Origin of the sequence: Stenotrophomonas terrae, from assembly GCF_001431465.1 — a bacterium.
GTDB lineage: Bacteria > Pseudomonadota > Gammaproteobacteria > Xanthomonadales > Xanthomonadaceae > Stenotrophomonas > Stenotrophomonas terrae.
Window position 1 is genome coordinate 49,912 of record NZ_LDJJ01000004.1, and the last position, 17,221, is coordinate 67,132.

Sequence of the window (17,221 nt, forward strand, 5' to 3'; positions counted from 1 at the left end):
GCGCTTGCCAAGGTGATAACCACGCTGTGGTCGATGCCTCTGATCACATCGGGGAAAAGCATCACTTCCCCCGCTGCCCTCGGCAGCGTTTCGCACAGGCTACGCCGTTTGGTCACCCAACGCCTTCTGTCCGAGGCGCGAGCTGCTTCGCAAGCGAAGCCGGCGCTGCACAGCCTTGTCGCACCGGCCATCCAACCCTGGAGTTTTACGCCGTCGTAGCCACTTCTGGACCTGGCGGTGACATTTGCGCCCCGGCCCGGATCGGGTGTCTTCAGGAGCAGCCCATGGATGCCGCGGCAGTCCAATCAGATCGACCAGGGACCTTCGACGTGTAGTCGGGATGGCCACCGGTAAAGGTGCGCGCGCCTTGACGTGTAAGCCGTAGATGGATTTGATGTATGCGGTGCTTTGGTTGCAAAGCAACCAGGACTGGCTGCCCGCTGGTAGGCCAGTCGGGCTGGCCTGAAATTCAGTGAGGCACTCGATCTCGCGCCGGCTCGGCTTTCCGGCTCAGCCTTGTTCAAGTAACAACACCAAACCACTACCTGGAGAACCAACGCTCATGCATATCAAGGAATACGAGGAGCGGCTTCGCATTGCCATGCTGCGGAGCGACGTGGCCGAGTTGGAGGTTCTGATTGATGATGCGCTGCTCTTCGTCGGGCCTGATGGCGGGATCTATACGAAGGCGGATGATCTGCAGCTGCATCGCTCGGGCGCGCAACGAATGACTCAAGCTGACTGGCAGGCAATGGAGGTGCGTTCCTACGGCACGACCTGCGTTACTGTCGTAACTGCCCAGCTCTCCGGAACGCTGATGGAAGTGCCATTCGCGGGGCAGTTCCGCTATGTCCGCACGTGGGTACAGCGAGAGGGCATTTGGCGCGTCGTTGCTGGTAGCGTATCGCCGATTGCGGCGCCGGGAATATGAGTATTCGGTGGCCATGAATAGGATGCTCATGAAGGCCATCCGGCCCGTGAAACGCTGTTGCTGCCTTGCGTGATCCGGAGGCGACGATATGTACCCACGCTCGTTCCCGCAAGGCGCAACCTGGCCGTTCACGACCGCGTAACCTGCTGCGCGGGAACTTCTTGTTTCTCTTTTTCGCCGCCCGATCACTCCGGCAGCGTAGAGGGTAGCTGGATTGATTGTCTGCAATGAGTTGCCGGCTGGACGATGTATCGTCCTGCCTCGGTGTTCTGTGCCGCCGTGTTGGCGGCCCGCCTGCAGGTCGATGGAGGTTGGATATGCTCACCCTGCGCTTGTTTCCACCGGCTACACTCGTCTTTAGCTTCGCGCTGGCGTTGGTACCCGCTGCGGCCATGGCCGGTGACGATGGCATTCCTGTCGACCGCGAAAAGTACGCCGGGCGACAGACAGAGGCTGATTTCACGGCAAGCGACTGCCCCGATAACCCACGCAGCCTGCAGCAGGTCAAGGACAATCTCTACCGTCACACCACGGGCGCCGGGCTCGCGGTGCACAGTGGTCTTGTGCTCATCACGAAAGAAGGTGCGCTGGTTATCGACCCGGCGATGACCTGTACCTCCACCTGGCTACGCGATGAGATCCGTCGACGCTTCAATGTGCCGGTCAAATACGTAGTTTTGTCCCACGCCCATTTCGACCATGCCGCCGGTGCACAGGTGTTCCAGCAGGATGGCGCGATTGTGGTCGCCAACCAGCGGGCATTGGAGCCCATCATCGGCGAGAATCTGCCGACGGCGCTGCCTGACCGGGTTTTCGACAAGCAGATGACCATTACCTTGGGCGGTGAGACAGTGGAGTTGCACCGCATTGCGCCCAGCCATTCCGATTCGATGACAATGGTGTTGTTCCCGCGTCATCACGCGCTGCAATGTACGGACGTGTGCGAGAGCAAGTCGATGCCCTACAACGACTTGCTCGACTTCTACTACCCCGGCTGGATCGAGACGCTCGATTGGGTGCTCGCGCAGGATGTGGACATCATTGACATAGGCCATTACAGCCCCGGCACGAAGCAGGACATCGCAGCCGAACGTGCCTATATGGTCGACCTGCACCAACAGGTACTGGACCTGACCCGCCAGGGTATGAGCTGGGACCATCTCTACCGCAACGTCAAGTTCAGCCCGGATATCAAGAACTGGATCGGCTACGACACCATGAAGACACTCAACATTCTCGGCATGTACCGCTGGGTGTCCAACCACCGTCGCGGCGTATGGTGACGCAGGGAAGGCAACGGGAACTTGGCAAAGCGCAGGCAGATATCTTGCCGGCCACGTCGGGGAGTGGCTGACCGGTTCCGGCGGTGGAAGCCGGTCAGTATAGGAAGACCAGCGCCAGCAGAAGCCGTGCGCTATCACTTCAATATTTCCGACCCCAAGCGCTACCGAATTGCACCGGCCAGCAGCTCACGCCGAACTATCTCCGCACCAGCGCTGAGAGCATGCAGCTTGCCTCTGGCAACCGGGCGCGCCAGCGGCGCCATACCGCAGTTGGTGGAAGGGTAGAGCTTGTCCGCATCGACAAACCGCAGCGCCTTGCGCAGCGTGTCGGCCACTTGCTCCGGGGTTTCGATGATGTCGCTGGCCACGTCGATGGCACCTACCATTACCTTCTTGCCACGCACCAGTTCGATCAGATCAATGGGAACGTGCGAGTTCTGGCATTCCAGCGAGATGATATCGATATTGGACTGCTGCAATTTAGGGAATGACTCTTCGTACTGGCGCCATTCCGAACCCAGGGTTTTCTTCCAGTCGGTATTGGCCTTGATGCCGTAGCCGTAGCAGATATGCACCGCGGTTTCGCACTTGAGCCCTTCAATTGCACGTTCCAGGGCGGCAACACCCCAGTCATTCACTTCATCGAAAAACACATTGAAGGCAGGCTCGTCGAACTGGATGATGTCCACGCCCGCCGCTTCCAATTCCCGCGCCTCCTGATTGAGGATTTTGGCGAACTCCCAGGCCAGCTTTTCCCGGCTCTTGTAGTGCGCGTCATGCAGCGTGTCGATCATCGTCATCGGGCCGGGCAGGGCCCATTTGATCGGCTGTGTGGTCTGCTGGCGCAGGAAGCTGGCATCCTCGACGAAGACCGGCTTCTGTCGGCTGACTGCCCCTACAACGGTTGGCACGCTGGCGTCATAGCGGTTGCGGATACGTACCGTCTCACGCTTTTCGAAGTCAACGCCGTCAAGATGTTCGATGAAAGTGGTGACGAAATGCTGGCGGGTCTGTTCGCCATCGCTGACGATGTCGATGCCGGCATGCAGCTGTTCGTGCAGGGAAAGCCGCAGCGCATCCTGCTTACCTTCAAGCAACTCCTCATCCTGCAGCCTCCAGGGCGACCAGAGCTTCTCGGGTTGGGCAAGCCAGGACGGCTTGGGCAGGCTGCCGGCGGTGGAAGTGGGCAACAGTTTTTTCATGGTGGCGGGTTTCTTGTTCCGTGTGATATTCAAAGCGCGCAGTTCGCGGCCCACTGCTCAAGTGTCTGGCGATAAGGCTTGATGAAGTTCTCCTCAGTGAACCTGCCTTGCTTGACGGCCAACTGACTGCGTTCCTCGCGGTCATAGACGATCTTGGTCAACGAGTAGTCCTGGTGCTTCAGGCTGGGCTGATAGACGCGCCCGGCGACCGAATTGGCGTTGTAGATCTCGGGGCGGTAGATCTTCTGGAAGGTCTCCATCGTGCTGATGGTGCCGATCAGCTCCAGGTCCGTGTAGTCGCCGAGCAGGTCGCCGAAGAAATAGAACGCCAGCGGCGCAACGCTGTTCGGTGGCATGAAGAAGCGCACCTGCATGCCCATCTTGGCGAAATAATGGTCGGTGGAGGAAAGCTCGTTCTGCAGGTATTCAACGCCCAGCGCAGGATGCTGGTTTGCGGTGCGCTGGTAGACCTTGCTGCTCGATGCGCTGATACAGATCACCGGCGGCTTCCAGAAGTGTGCCTTGTAGGCATCGGAGCTTACGAAGTACTTGAACAGCTTGCCGTGCAGGTCGCCGAAGTCTTCGGGCGTGCCGAATACCGCCCGTTTGTTGTTGTACGCCGGCAACAACACGCTGAAATCGTAGTCGCGCACGTAGGACGAGAAATTGTTCCCGGCAATGCCATCGATGTGCGCACCGGTCCTGCTGTCGATGATGCTTGTCTGCAGTATCTCGATCAGCGGGAAGACTGCAGCCGCATCATCGGTCCCCATCTCCACCTCGACGGAGATGATTTCCAGCGCGACGGCATAGCGATCCCCGGTTGGGTTGTCCCAGTCGGCCAGGCTGTTGAAGCGGTTGTCGATCATCTTCAACGTGTTGCGCAGGTTTTCCTGGCGGCTGCTGCCCCTGGCCAGGTTGGCAAAATTGGTGGTCAGGCGGGTGCTGTCCGATGGCTGGTAGTTCTCATCGAAGCAGATGCGCTTGATGCTGAATTCAAGGTTCTCTTTCATTGCGGCCAGTTACCGTAGGTTCTGCGGATGGAGTCCGGTACAGCGTCGTGCTGTTTCGGCGCGGTGGGGCTCAGGCGACGGCTACTTTCCCTGCGGGCCTGATGCCTGCGTGGCGGCTCAGCTGAAGTACCGGCAGTGCCCGTTCAACTGCCAGCTTGGCGCGCTGGATCAGTTCAACGTTGTGCAGGCTTTGGCCTGCGAAGTCACGGTCGGTTGCGTAGACGCCCAGCGGCAAGGTGCGGGCCTGGAAGAAACTGAACAGTGGTCGCAGTTGATGGTCGATCATCAAGGCATGCCGATCGCTGCCGCCGGTGGCGGCCAACAACACCGGCGTGTCGACCAGGGCGTCCTGGTCAATGAAATCAAAGAAGTGCTTGAACAGCCCCGTGTAGGAACCGCGGTAGACCGGCGTGGCCACCACCAGCACGTCAGCCTGCTCGACGGCCGACAGCGCTGCTTCCACCGGGCCAGGCAGCTGGGCGCGCCGGACCGCACCGGCAAAGTGAGGCGCGAGTTGGCCGAGCTCGACCAGATGCTGTTCGCACGGGACCTCGGCGGCGATCAGATCTGACAGATACTCAGCCAACACCGCTGCCTTGGAGGGCTGTTGCAGTCCGCCTGACACCGCAATGACGCGTAGTGGAAGTGGGTGGGTCATGTTCGCCTTCGTGGGAGCGGGTTCATCGGTCAGCTGAGTGGCGCCGATGCCGAAGGTCGATCCTAGTCAGCGCATTCGATGAGGTAAAATGGTATTAATTCACGAATCCATGAATGGAATTCATAAACATGCTTGAGCGCATCCACCTCAGCATCGTCCAGCAGGTCGAAAAGCAGGGCTCCCTGACGGCTGCCGCTGGCGTGTTGAACCTGACCCAGTCGGCCCTAAGCCACAGCATCCGCAAACTGGAGCAGCAGCTGGGCACGGATATCTGGCTACGCGAAGGGCGCAGCCTGCGGCTTACCCAGGCCGGCCAGTACCTGCTGGCGGTGGCCAACCGGGTGTTACCGCAGCTGGACCTGGCCGAGGAGCGGCTGGGTCAGTTCGCGCAGGGTGAGCGCGGCGCGCTCCGCATCGGCATGGAATGCCACCCTTGCTACCAGTGGCTGCTCAAAGTGGTGTCGCCCTATCTGGCCGCATGGCCGGACGTGGATGTCGACGTCAGGCAGAAGTTCCAGTTCGGCGGAATAGGCGCACTATTCGGCTACGAGATCGACCTTCTGGTCACTCCCGACCCACTGTTCAAGCCAGGCCTGAAGTTCGAGCCGGTGTTCGACTACGAGCAGGTGCTGGTCGTGGCCAAGGATCATCCGCTGGCATCGGCTGCTTACGTGAAGCCACAGCAGCTGACCCGGGAGATTCTGATCAGCTACCCCGTGGACATCGAGCGCCTGGACATCTACAGCCAGTTCCTGCTGCCTGCCGGCGTCACACCCCGGCGACACAAGGCCATCGAGACCACCGACATCATGGTGCAGATGGTGGCCAGCGGCCGTGGTGTGGCCGCGCTGCCGCGTTGGTTGGTGGAGGAGTACGCGAGCCGGATGGACGTGGTGCCGGTACGGCTGGGTGCGCGCGGTATCGCCAAGCAGATCTTTCTGGGCGCGCGCGAAGCCGATACCGGCATCGACTATGTGCGGGCGTTCTTCGAACTGGCGCGTAACTCAAGCGCAGTGGCGGCAGCCGGCCTTGGGAAGGCTGCCAAGTGATGTATCGCTGTCTTGAATTCCGCTTACTTGAACTGCATGGATTGGAAGCCACTCGATGAACGATGGATCCAGACAGTGACGAGGAAGCTGCGCGAGTAAACACCTTGCGAAGCACGCAACGCAGCTAACGCCTGCCGCACCATGTTCAATGGCTCCGACTCATCCGATCAGAGGGCAGGGCGGGGCGCTCACCTAGCCGCCAAATTACGGTAAAACCCTTGACCCCTTCCGATATGCCAAGTCTCTCCAGCTCCCTCACTGATGCCTACTCGCTGGAAGTGAGCACAAAAGCCATTCCGGCGTTGATCGCAGCCGCACCGCGTATAGCGGCCGGCACAAGCATTTTCATTCCCTATCTTGCGGGGGAGAACGACGCGGCACGGTTGCGTGCCGCCGCAACGGTTCGCGGGCTCGGATTCGAGCCCATGCCACACGTTCCGGCACGCCGGATCACCTCGCTGGAAGCAGTGGAATCATTCGTGACGCGCGCAGCTAGCGAGGCGGGGGTCGAGCGTTGCTTCGTCATTGCCGGTGACTCGCCCAGCCCCAAGGGCAGGTTCGCCGACAGCGCTTCACTGATTGAAACCGGCGTGTTCGAACGCGCGGGTATCAAGCACATCGGAGTGGGCGGGCATCCGGAAGGTCATCCGGTGATGAGCGTAGCTGCTCGCTGGCAGGTACTTGCACGCAAATGCGACAGCATCGAGAGCTGCGGCATGTCACCCCTGATCGTCACGCAGTTCGGCTTCGATGCCGACGTCGTGTTGAGTTGGCTGGAAGAGCTGCGCCAGCGCGGTATCCAGCACCCGGTGCGGGTGGGTGTGCCAGGCCCTGCAAGTGTCGCCGCGCTCGCGCGCTATGCGGCAATGTGCGGCGTCAGCGCAAGCGAGTCGGTCTGGTCGAAATACGGCGTTTCGATCGGTAAGCTTCTGGGCGCGGCAGGGCCGGATAAATTTGTTGATCGCCTGGCCAGCGGCCTGACCGAGGCGCATGGCGAGGTGAGCCTGCATTTCTTCCCGTTCGGAGGCATTGTCCAGACGCTGGAATGGATGGAGCTTTACCGCGCTCGCGGCCATTCCAGGCACGCATGACAGCGGGGCCTTAAGGTCAGGGCAGCTGCAGCTAGTGATCGGATATGGCCCAGGGTAGCGTCGGGAGACATTCGCCCCAAACCCGGCCCGGAGCCATCGCTGGCTGGGCGCTGGCGAGCACCCTGTGATTCCAGCCAACGTTCGGCAGGGAGCACGGAATGTACCGGTGGATTCTGGCGGCATGTCTTTTTCTGGCAGCGGGTTATGGCCACGCACAGCAGGTTTTCAAATGCGTCAACTGCAAGGATGTCTCCTACTAGTCGGATCCGTGTCCAGGCAATGTCGTGAAATCATGGGACGCGGCGCCAGTATCTGAGCCATCGAATGCCGAGCAATGGCGGATCTATCGCATGCGACGGCAATTGGACCAGCGGTACGCGAATGATCGCGGCGCAGCGGCATCGACGTCCGGCGGCATGGGCAGTCCCAACCGCTCAAACGCTTGTGAATCAGCGCGGCGTGGACGTGCAGCCGCTTATGAGGCTGCGGGGGTCAAGCGCGATTTCGCGATGTCCAGCTATTGGGACAACATGGTTCACAACGCTTGCAAATGAGGGCTGTGGCGGAAAATAACCTGCGAATGCGGCTCATCACCTCTACGTTTTGATGACTCACAAGGAAAGGCATTAGTTATGGAAATTTGCATGTGTTGCGGCGCTGATCTCCTTATCCTGTTGTTGGTTCCCCCTTTGTAGGCAGAATGAGTTTTGGTGAAATGACGCAGAAGAAAGTGAGGTTGCTCAGTTATTCGCTGATGTTGGTGGTCGTGGGCGCAGTAGTCGTAACAGCAATCAAAAAGATCGGAAAATCAACGAATCCTGCCGCGGAAACGGCCATCGTTGGCCATATTGCGCGGCAGGCTAATGAGTTGACGGGAGAGGGCGGGGCAGCGCGAGGCAAGCCAGCAACTGGATCCATGACATCGCCAAGTGCCAGGAGCCCAGGTTTGTCCAATCCGTTTCCCAATGTTCCAAGGTCACGGGCAGGCTTGAGCCTGGCTGATGATCCCTTTGGCGCGCAGAGCGTTGAAGAGCAGCATTGGCTGGATAGACGTGGCTATCCCAATGCACGGCAGTGGGAGACCTACTCCCAACTCCCAGATGGCTTGCTGCAGGTTGCTGCGGACTCTGGTGATTCAGTGGCGAAAACAATGCTTGATGCGCGCGGGCTTCCTTCAAGAAACGCGACCGACAAGCTTCTCCTATCCGCAGCCAACGGTGATGACTTCGCTCTGTCCTTGCTTTCTGCACGTCTGGCCAGTTTGCCAGGGGAGCAAAACTTGATCGATGCCTATGCGGTTGCCCGTGTATCGGAGATCAGGGGCAACACGTCGGCGGCCGTTGGCAGGGAAGCAATGTTCGCTCAATCCTTGACGCCGGATCAGCGAATGAAGGGCGAGGCGGATGCGATGAAGCTCGTTTCAACGTTGAACGCATTGTACGAGAAGAAGTACGGAGTGAAATATCGGGTCGATGCACGGCCTTTCTCTATAGAGAATAAAGGGATTTGATGATGCAAAAACGGACTTTAGCGGCAATTTTCCTAGCTCTTTCGGCGGGTGGCCTGTTCGCGGCGGAATGCGTCACTCACTCGCTACCACCATTCAGAATTACTGTGACATTGAATGACATTGCCAAGGCAGGCACTCCACTGAAGGCATTCCTGCGCAATCTGGATTCTGCAGGCGAGAACCTTGTCGGCAAGTCAACCTGGCGTGAGAGAGCGTTCGTTGGCTATGTAACAGTGGTCCATAAGCGGCTGACGATGACTGGAACCAACATCCAATATGTCGAGAAGCCTTGCGGCGAAAGCGCCGAAGAGTCCGGCGGGACCGGCGCCATCGCGCAGGGGCCACCGAGTGGTGGTGGTACCGGCGGTGGCGGTACGGGAGGTGGCATCGGAGGTTGGAATCCCCCTGGCGGATGCGTCGGTAATTGCCAGCCCCCCTACGGTGAAGTTGGTGAAGTTCAGCAGATGTAAAACAGGCTATCTGGCCAGTTGGTCAAGATGTCCTCGGAAGCACAGGGCGACGTTGTGTTGAGTTGGCTGGAAGACCTGCGCCAGCGCGGTATCCAGCACCCGGTGCGGGTGGATGTGCCAAGCCCTGCAAGTGTCGCCGCGCTCGCGCGCTACGCGGCAATGTGCGGCGTCAGCGCAAGCGCGTCGGTCTTGTCAAAATGCGGCATTTCGATCGGCAAGCTTCTGGGCGCGGCAGGACCAGATAAATTTATTGATCGCCTGGTCAACAACCTGACTGAGGCGCATGGCGAGGTGAGTCTGCATTTCTTTCCGTTCGGAGGCATTGCGCAGACGCTGGAATGGATGGAGCTTTACCGCGCTCGCGGCCATTCCAGGCACGCATAAAACCGAGGACTTAGGGGCAGGGCAGCTACAGCGAGTGTTCGGGTACCGCCTCGGGTAGTGCAGTGAGGCATTCGTCAAAAACCCGGCCCGGAGCCATCGCTGGCTGGGCGCCGGCGAGCACCCTATGATTCCAGCCAACGTTCGGCAGGGAGCACGGAATGTACCGGTGGATTCTGGGGGCATGTCTTTTTCTGGTAGCGGGTTACGGCCAGGCACAGCAGGTTTTCAAATGCGTCAACGGCAAGGATGTTTCCTACCAGTCTGATCCGTGTCCAGGCGCTGCCGTGAAATCATGGGACGCGGCGCCTGTATCCGAACCGTCAAATGCCGAGCAATGGCGGATCTATCGTATGCGACGGCAATTGGACCAGCGGTACGCGAATGATCGCGGCGCATCGGCGTCTGGCGGCACGGTCAGCCCCAACCGCTCAAACGCTTGTGAATCAGCGCGGCGAGGACGCGCAGCTGCTTATGAGGTGGCGGGGGTCAAACGCGACTTTGCTATGTCCAGTTATTGGGACAACCTCGTTCACAACGCCTGTAAATGAGGGTTTCAGCGGGGAAAAGATCTGCAGATGCGGCTCAGCGTTTCAACTTTCGGATGACTCACAAGCTGGGAAGTGATCAAAGCTTTGAAGCGGTCTGTTCCATATACTTGCATGTGGGAGGACGGACTATTACCTCTAGCACATGCTCGGATGGGTGGGGGAGGACGAGGATGATCCCTATGTCTCAAGGTAGAGCAGCGCAGATGTCACTGACTGATCATGGTCCACGTCTATATCGCCACTCCAGCAGGGGACGCCGCATCTTTAAAGTCGCCGGGCTGTGTGCCTTGCTGGTATCGGCGCTGTCGGCCAACGCTGAGCCCACCGTCGTTACCGACGATGTCGAGCGTTTCTACAGGATCTATGACGCCGCTGATGGGCATCCAGCAGCGGACCTGCTGCAGCGCGAGTATCTGGATCAAGGCTCGGACGGCCTGAAGCATTTTGCAAAGATTCGCAATATCACGGGGGAACGCATCGCAAAGGCGATTGCCGAACGACCCGAAATCTATGATCAAGCCCGTCAATGCGCTGTCGCACTGCCGCAGGTGAAGGCCAGAGTCGGAGCCGCATTGAGCCGCTTCTCTGAGCTGTACTCAGATGCAAGCTTTCCAGCAGTCACTGTTTCTGTGGGGCGAGGGCGACCTGTAGCGGTGGCGGGCCCTAACGATGGAATCAATATTGGCCTTGAAGCGCTGTGTGCAACCGCGTTCATCAACCCAGATATTGAAGACCGATTTGTGCGCGTAATGGTGCATGAGTTTGTGCATGTGCAGCAGGTGCCGGAACTCACTGATAAGCCTGCCCCGACCGTGCTCGAGTTGTCGCTTGTCGAAGGTTCGGCCGAGTTTGTAACCGAGCTTCTCACCGGTGACGTTGCCTACGCCTACATGGCAGATCTGGTGGCAGGGCGTGAAGCGGAGATCGAACAGGCGTTCGTTCCCGACATGGACGCGACCGAGTTGTCCAAATGGTTGTACAACTCAACTCCTTCGAAACCCGGTGATCTTGGCTATTGGGTGGGCTATCGTATTGCGAAAACCTACTATTCCAAGGCTGCTGACAAGCGGCAGGCATTGAAGGCAATCATCTCGATGAGGGATGCGAAGGAGTTCTTGGCCATGAGTGGCTGGGGGCCAGAACGTTTGTCAGCGCAGAACAAGCTTGAGTCTCCGTGAAGCGAGCTGGCTCGCTGTAGTGATACTCAGCTTTCACAATGGATTCGTTGTAACGCTATCATTTGCCAGAGCAAAGGTCTGGAACATGGACCGCTGAAGCGTGCCTCGAGGAGTCTTGATCTCCTTTTGTCGAATCGCATGAATCAGCGACGTCGTACTACAAACTAGGGGGTATAGCCGACCTATCGGGATCTGCGCACTGCTGAGGGCGACGATCGGCTGCAGCCTGCCATCCAATCCAGGCTTGGGTCTTCGAATGGCGCCGGGCTTTTGCGCTGCGCTCGCAAAAGGGCAATAAAAAAAGTGTAATGAAAATTATTGGAGATGCATCTTTGCGCCGTACGGCATGGCACGCTCTCATTCGCTTGTTTTATTGAATGAAGGCGAACTAGAATCGCGTCGCCATAAGGCAAGGATTTCGCCCTATTGTTGAAGCGGCAAACTAAAGACAGGTAGCTTGGGGAAGCAGCCTATCTGGCGGTTCGGGGTGCCATCGAGTTTACGTCAGGTTCGGCCTCAAGCCATTTATTGAAAGCACTTACTGTTGGGCTTCAGCGCTGGCTGGTTCGCCGATCGGCCCGGTCGGATTCGATCCAATATATTCGAGGGCTATGCGATGCACGCGAAGATATTCTTCACGATTTTGCTCGGCTGGCTATTCGTATGCGGCAATGCGGCTGCATACAAGATCAATCCTCTTCAGAACAAATACCGTCAGGATTCCAGGACTATCCTGCGAAAGGCGTCCGAGCCGATTCACGAAGAGGTCACGCAGCTTGCACGTGCGTGCCAACAAGCAAATGCTGGACCGGTCTTGGCGGCGCTTGTGTGTAACGATCGCTCCACGCCTTCGAAGGAACCCGGCGGCAACAAATACGACTCGCTGATCAGGGGCGTCTGGTGGAATGACGACCCCAATCAGTTGCTGTTCGCCCTTCGGCAAGCAGAGTTCGCCGCGTGGATGGACGATGCGAAACGCATCGCAGTCACCGGCGTCAACTGGAAGGGCAGGAAGGCCACAATTGGCCCGGACTACAACATGACCTATCGGGGTCACTATGGCGACCTCCAGTTCATTCACGCGATGGCATCTGAGGATGGCGAGCCCGCCCAAGTTACCCAGCAAAACATACTGGATTGGGCCGAGTTCGCTTTCGCCGTCGCCACGGGGCGCCTCGATCCGGAAACCAAGATGAATCAGGCCGGTCCTACCCGCTTGCAGGAGTACTTCGAGCAGCAGAGCGGTTGGACAGTCAATTATTTGTTCGCGCCCAAGTACCGGCTCAAGAACGCCCAATATACCCGCAACATGGCCGCAGGCTCGTTGTTGCACATGGTGCAGGATTCGTACGCCGCCGCGCACTCGAGGCGTGACTTCGGCGCGACGGCGCGATGTCCGGCAGGGCGGGTCGTGCAGTTCTACTCCTATATCAATCAGAGCCCTGAGCTGCATGCCGACGAGGATGGCCGGATTGCCTGGCAAACCGGTGAGTTCACTGGCGCGCAGGATCCGGTGAATGTCAGCGCCACGCTTTTGGCCCATATCCAGCAGAAGACCGACTGGACTACGGTAAGGGACTACTTGCGAGACATTGTCTTCTGTGTCGACGATGACGTGCAGGATGCTGGACCGGGTGAATTTGCCGCGGTCCGCGCAATGGAGAACTCGAAGTGAGGCGGCCCCTGGCAGTCGCGCTGCTGGCGCTGGGGATGTCGGGCTGCGCTAACCTGTACACCCACGTGGACACCGCGCCCAACAGCCCCGATCCACTGAGATTCCGGGGTATCGAGGACTATTTGCGCGACGGACGGACGTTGCATGTCATGCAGGTGCATGGCATGGGCGAACATTCGTTCGAGAATGACTGCGACGTGGGTTCCGAGAACCTGAAGCTGCAGGAGGCCATTGCGGACCGCCTTGGTTACGTTCGTAGCAACGAGTATCCCCGCCCCAAGGCGGAGACCATAGACCTGCACGGAACAAAGGCTGGCACCTATTCGGTGAGCAAGTTCGTGGACCCATCCGCTCGCGGCGGCGGTCAGCTTTTGTTCTCATGCGTGACCTGGGGTGAGACGGGCCGGATCCTCAAGCAGGGCATCCTTGAATTGGACGATCAGTTCCTCGAAACAAACGAGAACGAACGCCACCGCGCCCCTGTCAACCGCGCGGCCAAGCGTTTCGTCAATCGAAGCTTTTCCGATCCCGTCATCTACCTGGGCAACATGGGTCCCTATATCCGCAGCGTGGTCTGGAAGGGCATCCAGGAATCCGTCGTCCGGCATGTCCAGTTCCAATCCACGGTTTCGCTTGCATCCACAGACACACCGGCCTTCCAGAAAGGACTCGACGGGTTCTTTCACGAAGGAGCCACGGCCGTCATCAGCGATAGCCTGGGTAGCCGCATTGTCTTCGATGTCCTGTGCTCCGTGGGCGGCGCAGATTGCCAAGGCGCCGATCGACTGGAACTGGCAGCGGAACGGGAGCGCAATGCATCCCAGCTCGCGCGGAACGCCGCCTTGGACGAGCTGCTTGTCCGTCGGCTTAGGGTTTCCATCCATAGCGTCTACATGCTCGCCAACCAGCTCCCGTTGCTTGAGCTGGCCTACGTGGAACCGCCAACGGATGGGACATCGTTGGAGGACATGATTGCTGGGACGACCCAATGTTTCGGGCCACTAATAGGGACAAAGCACGTTCTTACAGATACTTCTGCTCTCAGCAAGAACCGTGGCAACGTCCAGATAGTCGCGTTCACCGACGTAAACGACGCGCTGAGCTACCACCTTACCGATGCATTCAAGGAGCGCTGCGCGTCCGCAGGAAACACAGCAGGGGCCATAGGAGCGGCAACCCAAGGCGCTGCTCCAAGTCAGGAGCCGGAGAGCGGCAGCAAGGCTCTAGAAATCATCAACGTCACGCTGCCCAACTCAAGGCTGCGATGGTTCTTCGCCTATAGCGACTTGGCCAAAGCACACTCCAGTGGATTCAAGGAGAACGACCGCGCCATCGATTACCTCGTGCACGGCAACGATTGAGGGGACTCTTTCCGCCCGTATCTTGCTCGGCAGCAGCCATCGGCACCACCGGGATTGAACTTTTAGGAGGCCAGCATCCCGCGTTCACTGGCTCGGTCGTAGGTAGGTCTGCTGGCTGCCCGATTGAAAAAAGAGCAACTCGTTGCATCTTGCTTTGGAGCGGTTGCAGCGTCCTGCTTGGCGGGCTAATCGGGCTGACCATCAAGCTCAGGTCCCAGCAGCATCGTGGAAGGCTGTTTGCGGGAAAATCCCCACTCAACTCGGGTCAGGACGATCCGCCTCCATCATTCAGACGTGGCCCACTGGATGAACGCCCAGCGCCGCGTCGGTGCCGTGCCGAAGCGATGCTGTGGCGAGCGTGCATGCCACTCGCGCACGCGCGCTTCCTCATCCACATCCAGTGCACCGAACAGTTCCACCGTCTGGCGGACCAGGCCATCCGCATCCTGCGCGACGTCACGCACCGATTCGGGCAGGTAATCGACCTGCGGCTCGCGGCCCATGTCCAGCAGCATATTGATCGGGTAGCGATGGTCGGGCATTGGCACCCAGTCACGCCCGAGCAGATCAGCCAGCTCGGGCACGCCAGCACGTGGACTGGTGGCGAAGGTGATGCAGGCACGCTGGCGGGCGTGTGCGTCCAGCTTGTGCAGTGCAGCCTCCAGGTCCGGTACCATCAAGGAGCGTGAGGCAATCGCCAGGTCACAACGTGGCACGTCGTGCCAGTCATCGGTCCACGACAGCGCCCACGGCGTGATGTTGGAGGCACCGTCGCGGTTGATCGCTGCACGCAGACCTTCGAGCATGCCAGCGCTGTAGTCCAGCGCGTGCACATGGCCGACCCGCATGGCGATCGGCAGGCTCAACAGCCCGGGGCCGCAGCCGACATCCAGCGCGGTGTCTACACCACTGAGATCAAGCCGGGCGAGGAAGGCCTCGCTGTAGTCGTCGTGGCGCCGCTTCCAGCTGGACTGTGCAGCCCGCGCATCCCAGGCACTGGCCGGCTTGGCCTGGAAGCCACAGGCCCGCAGGTGCTGGCGGTAGCGTGCGCTGTGGTCGATCGGGGTGGGTACCGCTGTACTCATGTCGAAGTTCCAGAAGCGGGTAGGGCAGCGGCGACGCGTGCGACATCGACGCCATACAGGGTGGCGAGGTGTTCGGGGGTTGCGACTTCGTGGGCAGGGCCGAGCGCCTGCAGGCTGCCGCCCGACATCAACGCAATGCGATCGGCTACCTGCAGCGCGTGTTGCGGTTGATGGGTGGACAGCAGCACGCCGATACCGCGTTCGGCCAGGCGACGGATGGTATCGAGGATGCGCAGCTGGTTGCCGAAGTCGAGGCTGGCAGTGGGTTCGTCCATCACCAGCAGCGGTGCCTGCTGGGCCAATGCACGGGCGATCAGCACCAGCTGACGTTCGCCACCGCTGAGTGTGGTGACGGTGCGGTCGGCCAAGGCTTGCAGGCCCAGTTCGCGCAGGCAGTCATCGGCGATGGCGTGGTCGGCGCGCCCCGGGGCTGCTAGCAGGCCCAGGTGCGCGGCGCGGCCCATTGCCACCACCTCGCGAACGCGCCAGGCGAAGGGCAGGGGTGAGGCCTGTGGGACATAAGCCATGCACCGCGCGCGCGCCGCACGGTCATGCGCGCGCAATGGCTTGCCCTGCAGAGCCACCTCGCCGTGCACAGCGGGTAGCAGGCCGAGAAGGGTGCGGAACAAGGTGGTCTTGCCACAGCCATTCGGGCCGAGCAGGCACAGCACCTCACCGGGTTGCACCGACAATGCGAACGGTGCACCGAGGGCCACACCGGCATGGCCGATGGCCAACCCGCGTGCTTCCAGCAGCGGTGTGGCGGCGCTCATGGGCCGCGCTCGCTGCGGGCCAGCACCAGCAGGAAGCAGGGCACGCCGACGAAGGCGGTGAGGATGCCGAGCGGCAGTTCGATCGGAGCGAGCGTGCGCGCCAGCGTATCGGCGGCGAGCAGAAAACTGGCGCCGAGCAGCAGGCTGGCCGGCAGCAGACGACGGAAATCGGCACCGACCAGCAGCCGTGCGATATGCGGAACAACCAACCCGACCCAACCGATGATGCCTGCCAGCGATACCGCTGCCGCAGTGCATAGCGTGGCCGCCGCGATCAGTGTCCAGCGCAGCGGGGCGACTGCTACGCCCAGCGCGCTGGCTTCCTCGTCGCCCAGGCCCAGCAGGTTCACCCGCCAGCGCAGCAGCACCAGCGGCAACAGTCCGATCAGCAGCAGTGGCGCAGTAACCTTGAGATCATCCATCACCACTGCGTTCAAGCCACCCAGCAGCCAGAAGGTGATTGACGGCAGCTGCGTGTACGGGTCGGCCAGTAGCTTCAGCAGCGAGATGCCTGCGCCAAGCAGCGCCGATACCGCGACGCCGGCCAACACCAGGATTAGCACCGGATCGTGCCGCCGCACCAGTGCTGCTACCAGGCATACCAGCCCCACGGCAGCCAGTCCGCCTGCAAAGGCGATGCCTTGCACCAGCAGCATCGGCAGGCCGAGGAACAGGGCCAAGGAGGCGCCAAGGCCGGCGCCGGCGGAGACGCCCAGGATATCCGGCGATACCAATGGATTGCGGAACATTGCCTGGTAGGCCGCACCGGCCGCCGACAACACCGCGCCAATCAGCACGGCGGCGAGCACGCGCGGCAGACGGATGTGCCAGAGCGCGGCATGCAGCGCAGGGGAACTGGGTTCACCGATGCCGAGCAGCTGCCAGCCGATGGCCTGCAGCAGCTGCGTCGGTCGTACCGGGAACTGGCCGACCGAGAACGCCAGCAGCAGCATCGCCAGCAACAGGCTCCAGCCACCAACATGCAGGGCCCAACGTGGAAGCGCGCGCAT

At 60.2% G+C, this 17,221-nt stretch carries 16 protein-coding genes and 1 pseudogene; 11 read left to right on the forward strand and 6 right to left on the reverse strand.

All coding sequences use genetic code 11. The features are described from left to right. Positions 1 to 562 precede the first annotated feature (562 nt). Together ABB27_RS00855 and ABB27_RS00860 are read left to right on the forward strand one after the other, a co-directional pair. Complete coding sequence (locus tag ABB27_RS00855; RefSeq protein ID WP_057626324.1) at positions 563 to 931, forward strand: nuclear transport factor 2 family protein; 369 nt, start codon at positions 563 to 565, stop codon at positions 929 to 931. A 317-nt stretch (positions 932 to 1,248) separates the two neighbouring features. Continuing rightward, positions 1,249 to 2,214: an MBL fold metallo-hydrolase gene (locus ABB27_RS00860; protein WP_057626326.1), complete on the forward strand. Its 966-nt coding sequence runs from the start codon at positions 1,249 to 1,251 to the stop codon at positions 2,212 to 2,214. 161 nt (positions 2,215 to 2,375) lie between these two features. On the opposite strand, the gene ABB27_RS00865 is transcribed toward ABB27_RS00860, so the two are convergent. From ABB27_RS00865 to msuE, 3 genes are all read right to left on the reverse strand, one after another. Beyond that, positions 2,376 to 3,416 carry a methionine synthase gene (locus ABB27_RS00865; protein WP_057626394.1) on the reverse strand — a complete coding sequence of 347 codons (1,041 nt, stop codon included), beginning with the start codon at positions 3,414 to 3,416 and terminating at the stop codon, positions 2,376 to 2,378. Between the two features lie 29 nt (positions 3,417 to 3,445). Beyond that, the gene (locus tag ABB27_RS00870; RefSeq protein ID WP_057626328.1) at positions 3,446 to 4,429 is read right to left on the reverse strand and encodes a DUF1852 domain-containing protein; all 984 of its coding nucleotides are present in this window, start codon (positions 4,427 to 4,429) and stop codon (positions 3,446 to 3,448) included. A gap of 70 nt (positions 4,430 to 4,499) precedes the next feature. Then, complete coding sequence (msuE, locus tag ABB27_RS00875; protein WP_057626330.1) at positions 4,500 to 5,087, reverse strand: FMN reductase; 588 nt, start codon at positions 5,085 to 5,087, stop codon at positions 4,500 to 4,502. A gap of 128 nt (positions 5,088 to 5,215) precedes the next feature. On the opposite strand from msuE, the gene ABB27_RS00880 reads away from it, so the two are divergent. The 9 genes and pseudogenes from ABB27_RS00880 (at position 5,216) to ABB27_RS00915 (ending at position 14,353) form a co-directional block, all read left to right on the forward strand. Continuing rightward, entirely contained in the window at positions 5,216 to 6,136 is a 921-nt protein-coding gene (locus tag ABB27_RS00880; protein WP_057626395.1) for a LysR family transcriptional regulator, read from the forward strand. 233 nt (positions 6,137 to 6,369) lie between these two features. Further along, the gene (locus tag ABB27_RS00885; RefSeq protein WP_057626332.1) at positions 6,370 to 7,227 is read left to right on the forward strand and encodes a methylenetetrahydrofolate reductase; all 858 of its coding nucleotides are present in this window, start codon (positions 6,370 to 6,372) and stop codon (positions 7,225 to 7,227) included. A 700-nt stretch (positions 7,228 to 7,927) separates the two neighbouring features. After that, positions 7,928 to 8,737: a hypothetical protein gene (locus ABB27_RS19505; protein WP_152984367.1), complete on the forward strand. Its 810-nt coding sequence runs from the start codon at positions 7,928 to 7,930 to the stop codon at positions 8,735 to 8,737. Positions 8,738 to 8,739: 2 nt separating this feature from the next. Beyond that, a complete protein-coding gene (locus ABB27_RS19510; RefSeq protein ID WP_161809588.1) occupies positions 8,740 to 9,207 on the forward strand; it encodes a hypothetical protein in 468 nt (155 codons plus the stop codon). 48 nt (positions 9,208 to 9,255) lie between these two features. Next, a pseudogene (locus tag ABB27_RS00895) lies at positions 9,256 to 9,591 on the forward strand (methylenetetrahydrofolate reductase); the annotation flags it as partial. Positions 9,592 to 9,749: 158 nt separating this feature from the next. After that, positions 9,750 to 10,139, forward strand: coding sequence for a hypothetical protein (locus ABB27_RS19160; RefSeq protein WP_083491076.1), 390 nt, complete (start codon positions 9,750 to 9,752; stop codon positions 10,137 to 10,139). 203 nt (positions 10,140 to 10,342) lie between these two features. Further along, complete coding sequence (locus ABB27_RS19165) at positions 10,343 to 11,317, forward strand: DUF2268 domain-containing putative Zn-dependent protease (RefSeq protein ID WP_083491077.1); 975 nt, start codon at positions 10,343 to 10,345, stop codon at positions 11,315 to 11,317. Positions 11,318 to 11,933: 616 nt separating this feature from the next. Next, on the forward strand, positions 11,934 to 12,992 hold the full coding sequence (locus tag ABB27_RS00910; RefSeq protein ID WP_152984369.1) for a hypothetical protein: 1,059 nt from the start codon (positions 11,934 to 11,936) through the stop codon (positions 12,990 to 12,992). Then, a complete protein-coding gene (locus ABB27_RS00915) occupies positions 12,989 to 14,353 on the forward strand; it encodes a hypothetical protein (protein WP_057626342.1) in 1,365 nt (454 codons plus the stop codon). Before ABB27_RS00910 ends, ABB27_RS00915 begins: the two co-directional genes overlap by 4 nt. Before the next feature lie 284 nt (positions 14,354 to 14,637). Here the strand turns inward: ABB27_RS00915 and ABB27_RS00920 are convergent, their stop codons facing one another. The 3 genes from ABB27_RS00920 to ABB27_RS00930 are packed head-to-tail and all read right to left on the reverse strand — an operon-like array spanning position 14,638 to position 17,221. Continuing rightward, on the reverse strand, positions 14,638 to 15,438 hold the full coding sequence (locus ABB27_RS00920) for a class I SAM-dependent methyltransferase (RefSeq protein WP_057626343.1): 801 nt from the start codon (positions 15,436 to 15,438) through the stop codon (positions 14,638 to 14,640). Further along, positions 15,435 to 16,211: an ABC transporter ATP-binding protein gene (locus tag ABB27_RS00925; RefSeq protein WP_057626344.1), complete on the reverse strand. Its 777-nt coding sequence runs from the start codon at positions 16,209 to 16,211 to the stop codon at positions 15,435 to 15,437. The genes ABB27_RS00920 and ABB27_RS00925 overlap by 4 nt, the downstream gene beginning before the upstream one ends. After that, positions 16,208 to 17,221, reverse strand: a complete 1,014-nt coding sequence (locus tag ABB27_RS00930) for a FecCD family ABC transporter permease (protein WP_057626345.1) — start codon at positions 17,219 to 17,221, stop codon at positions 16,208 to 16,210. Before ABB27_RS00930 ends, ABB27_RS00925 begins: the two co-directional genes overlap by 4 nt.

Bases quoted from the DNA above. Each gene is read 5' to 3' on its own strand.
- ABB27_RS00855 (WP_057626324.1), top strand. From the start codon at position 563: ATGCATATCAAGGAATACGAGGAGCGGCTTCGCATTGCCATGCTGCGG.
- ABB27_RS00860 (WP_057626326.1), top strand. From the start codon at position 1,249: ATGCTCACCCTGCGCTTGTTTCCACCGGCTACACTCGTCTTTAGCTTC.
- ABB27_RS00865 (WP_057626394.1), bottom strand. From the start codon at position 3,416: ATGAAAAAACTGTTGCCCACTTCCACCGCCGGCAGCCTGCCCAAGCCG.
- ABB27_RS00870 (WP_057626328.1), bottom strand. From the start codon at position 4,429: ATGAAAGAGAACCTTGAATTCAGCATCAAGCGCATCTGCTTCGATGAG.
- msuE (WP_057626330.1), bottom strand. From the start codon at position 5,087: ATGACCCACCCACTTCCACTACGCGTCATTGCGGTGTCAGGCGGACTG.
- ABB27_RS00880 (WP_057626395.1), top strand. From the start codon at position 5,216: ATGCTTGAGCGCATCCACCTCAGCATCGTCCAGCAGGTCGAAAAGCAG.
- ABB27_RS00885 (WP_057626332.1), top strand. From the start codon at position 6,370: ATGCCAAGTCTCTCCAGCTCCCTCACTGATGCCTACTCGCTGGAAGTG.
- ABB27_RS19505 (WP_152984367.1), top strand. From the start codon at position 7,928: ATGAGTTTTGGTGAAATGACGCAGAAGAAAGTGAGGTTGCTCAGTTAT.
- ABB27_RS19510 (WP_161809588.1), top strand. From the start codon at position 8,740: ATGCAAAAACGGACTTTAGCGGCAATTTTCCTAGCTCTTTCGGCGGGT.
- ABB27_RS19160 (WP_083491076.1), top strand. From the start codon at position 9,750: ATGTACCGGTGGATTCTGGGGGCATGTCTTTTTCTGGTAGCGGGTTAC.
- ABB27_RS19165 (WP_083491077.1), top strand. From the start codon at position 10,343: ATGTCACTGACTGATCATGGTCCACGTCTATATCGCCACTCCAGCAGG.
- ABB27_RS00910 (WP_152984369.1), top strand. From the start codon at position 11,934: ATGCACGCGAAGATATTCTTCACGATTTTGCTCGGCTGGCTATTCGTA.
- ABB27_RS00920 (WP_057626343.1), bottom strand. From the start codon at position 15,438: ATGAGTACAGCGGTACCCACCCCGATCGACCACAGCGCACGCTACCGC.
- ABB27_RS00925 (WP_057626344.1), bottom strand. From the start codon at position 16,211: ATGAGCGCCGCCACACCGCTGCTGGAAGCACGCGGGTTGGCCATCGGC.
- ABB27_RS00930 (WP_057626345.1), bottom strand. From the start codon at position 17,221: ATGCGCGCGCTTCCACGTTGGGCCCTGCATGTTGGTGGCTGGAGCCTG.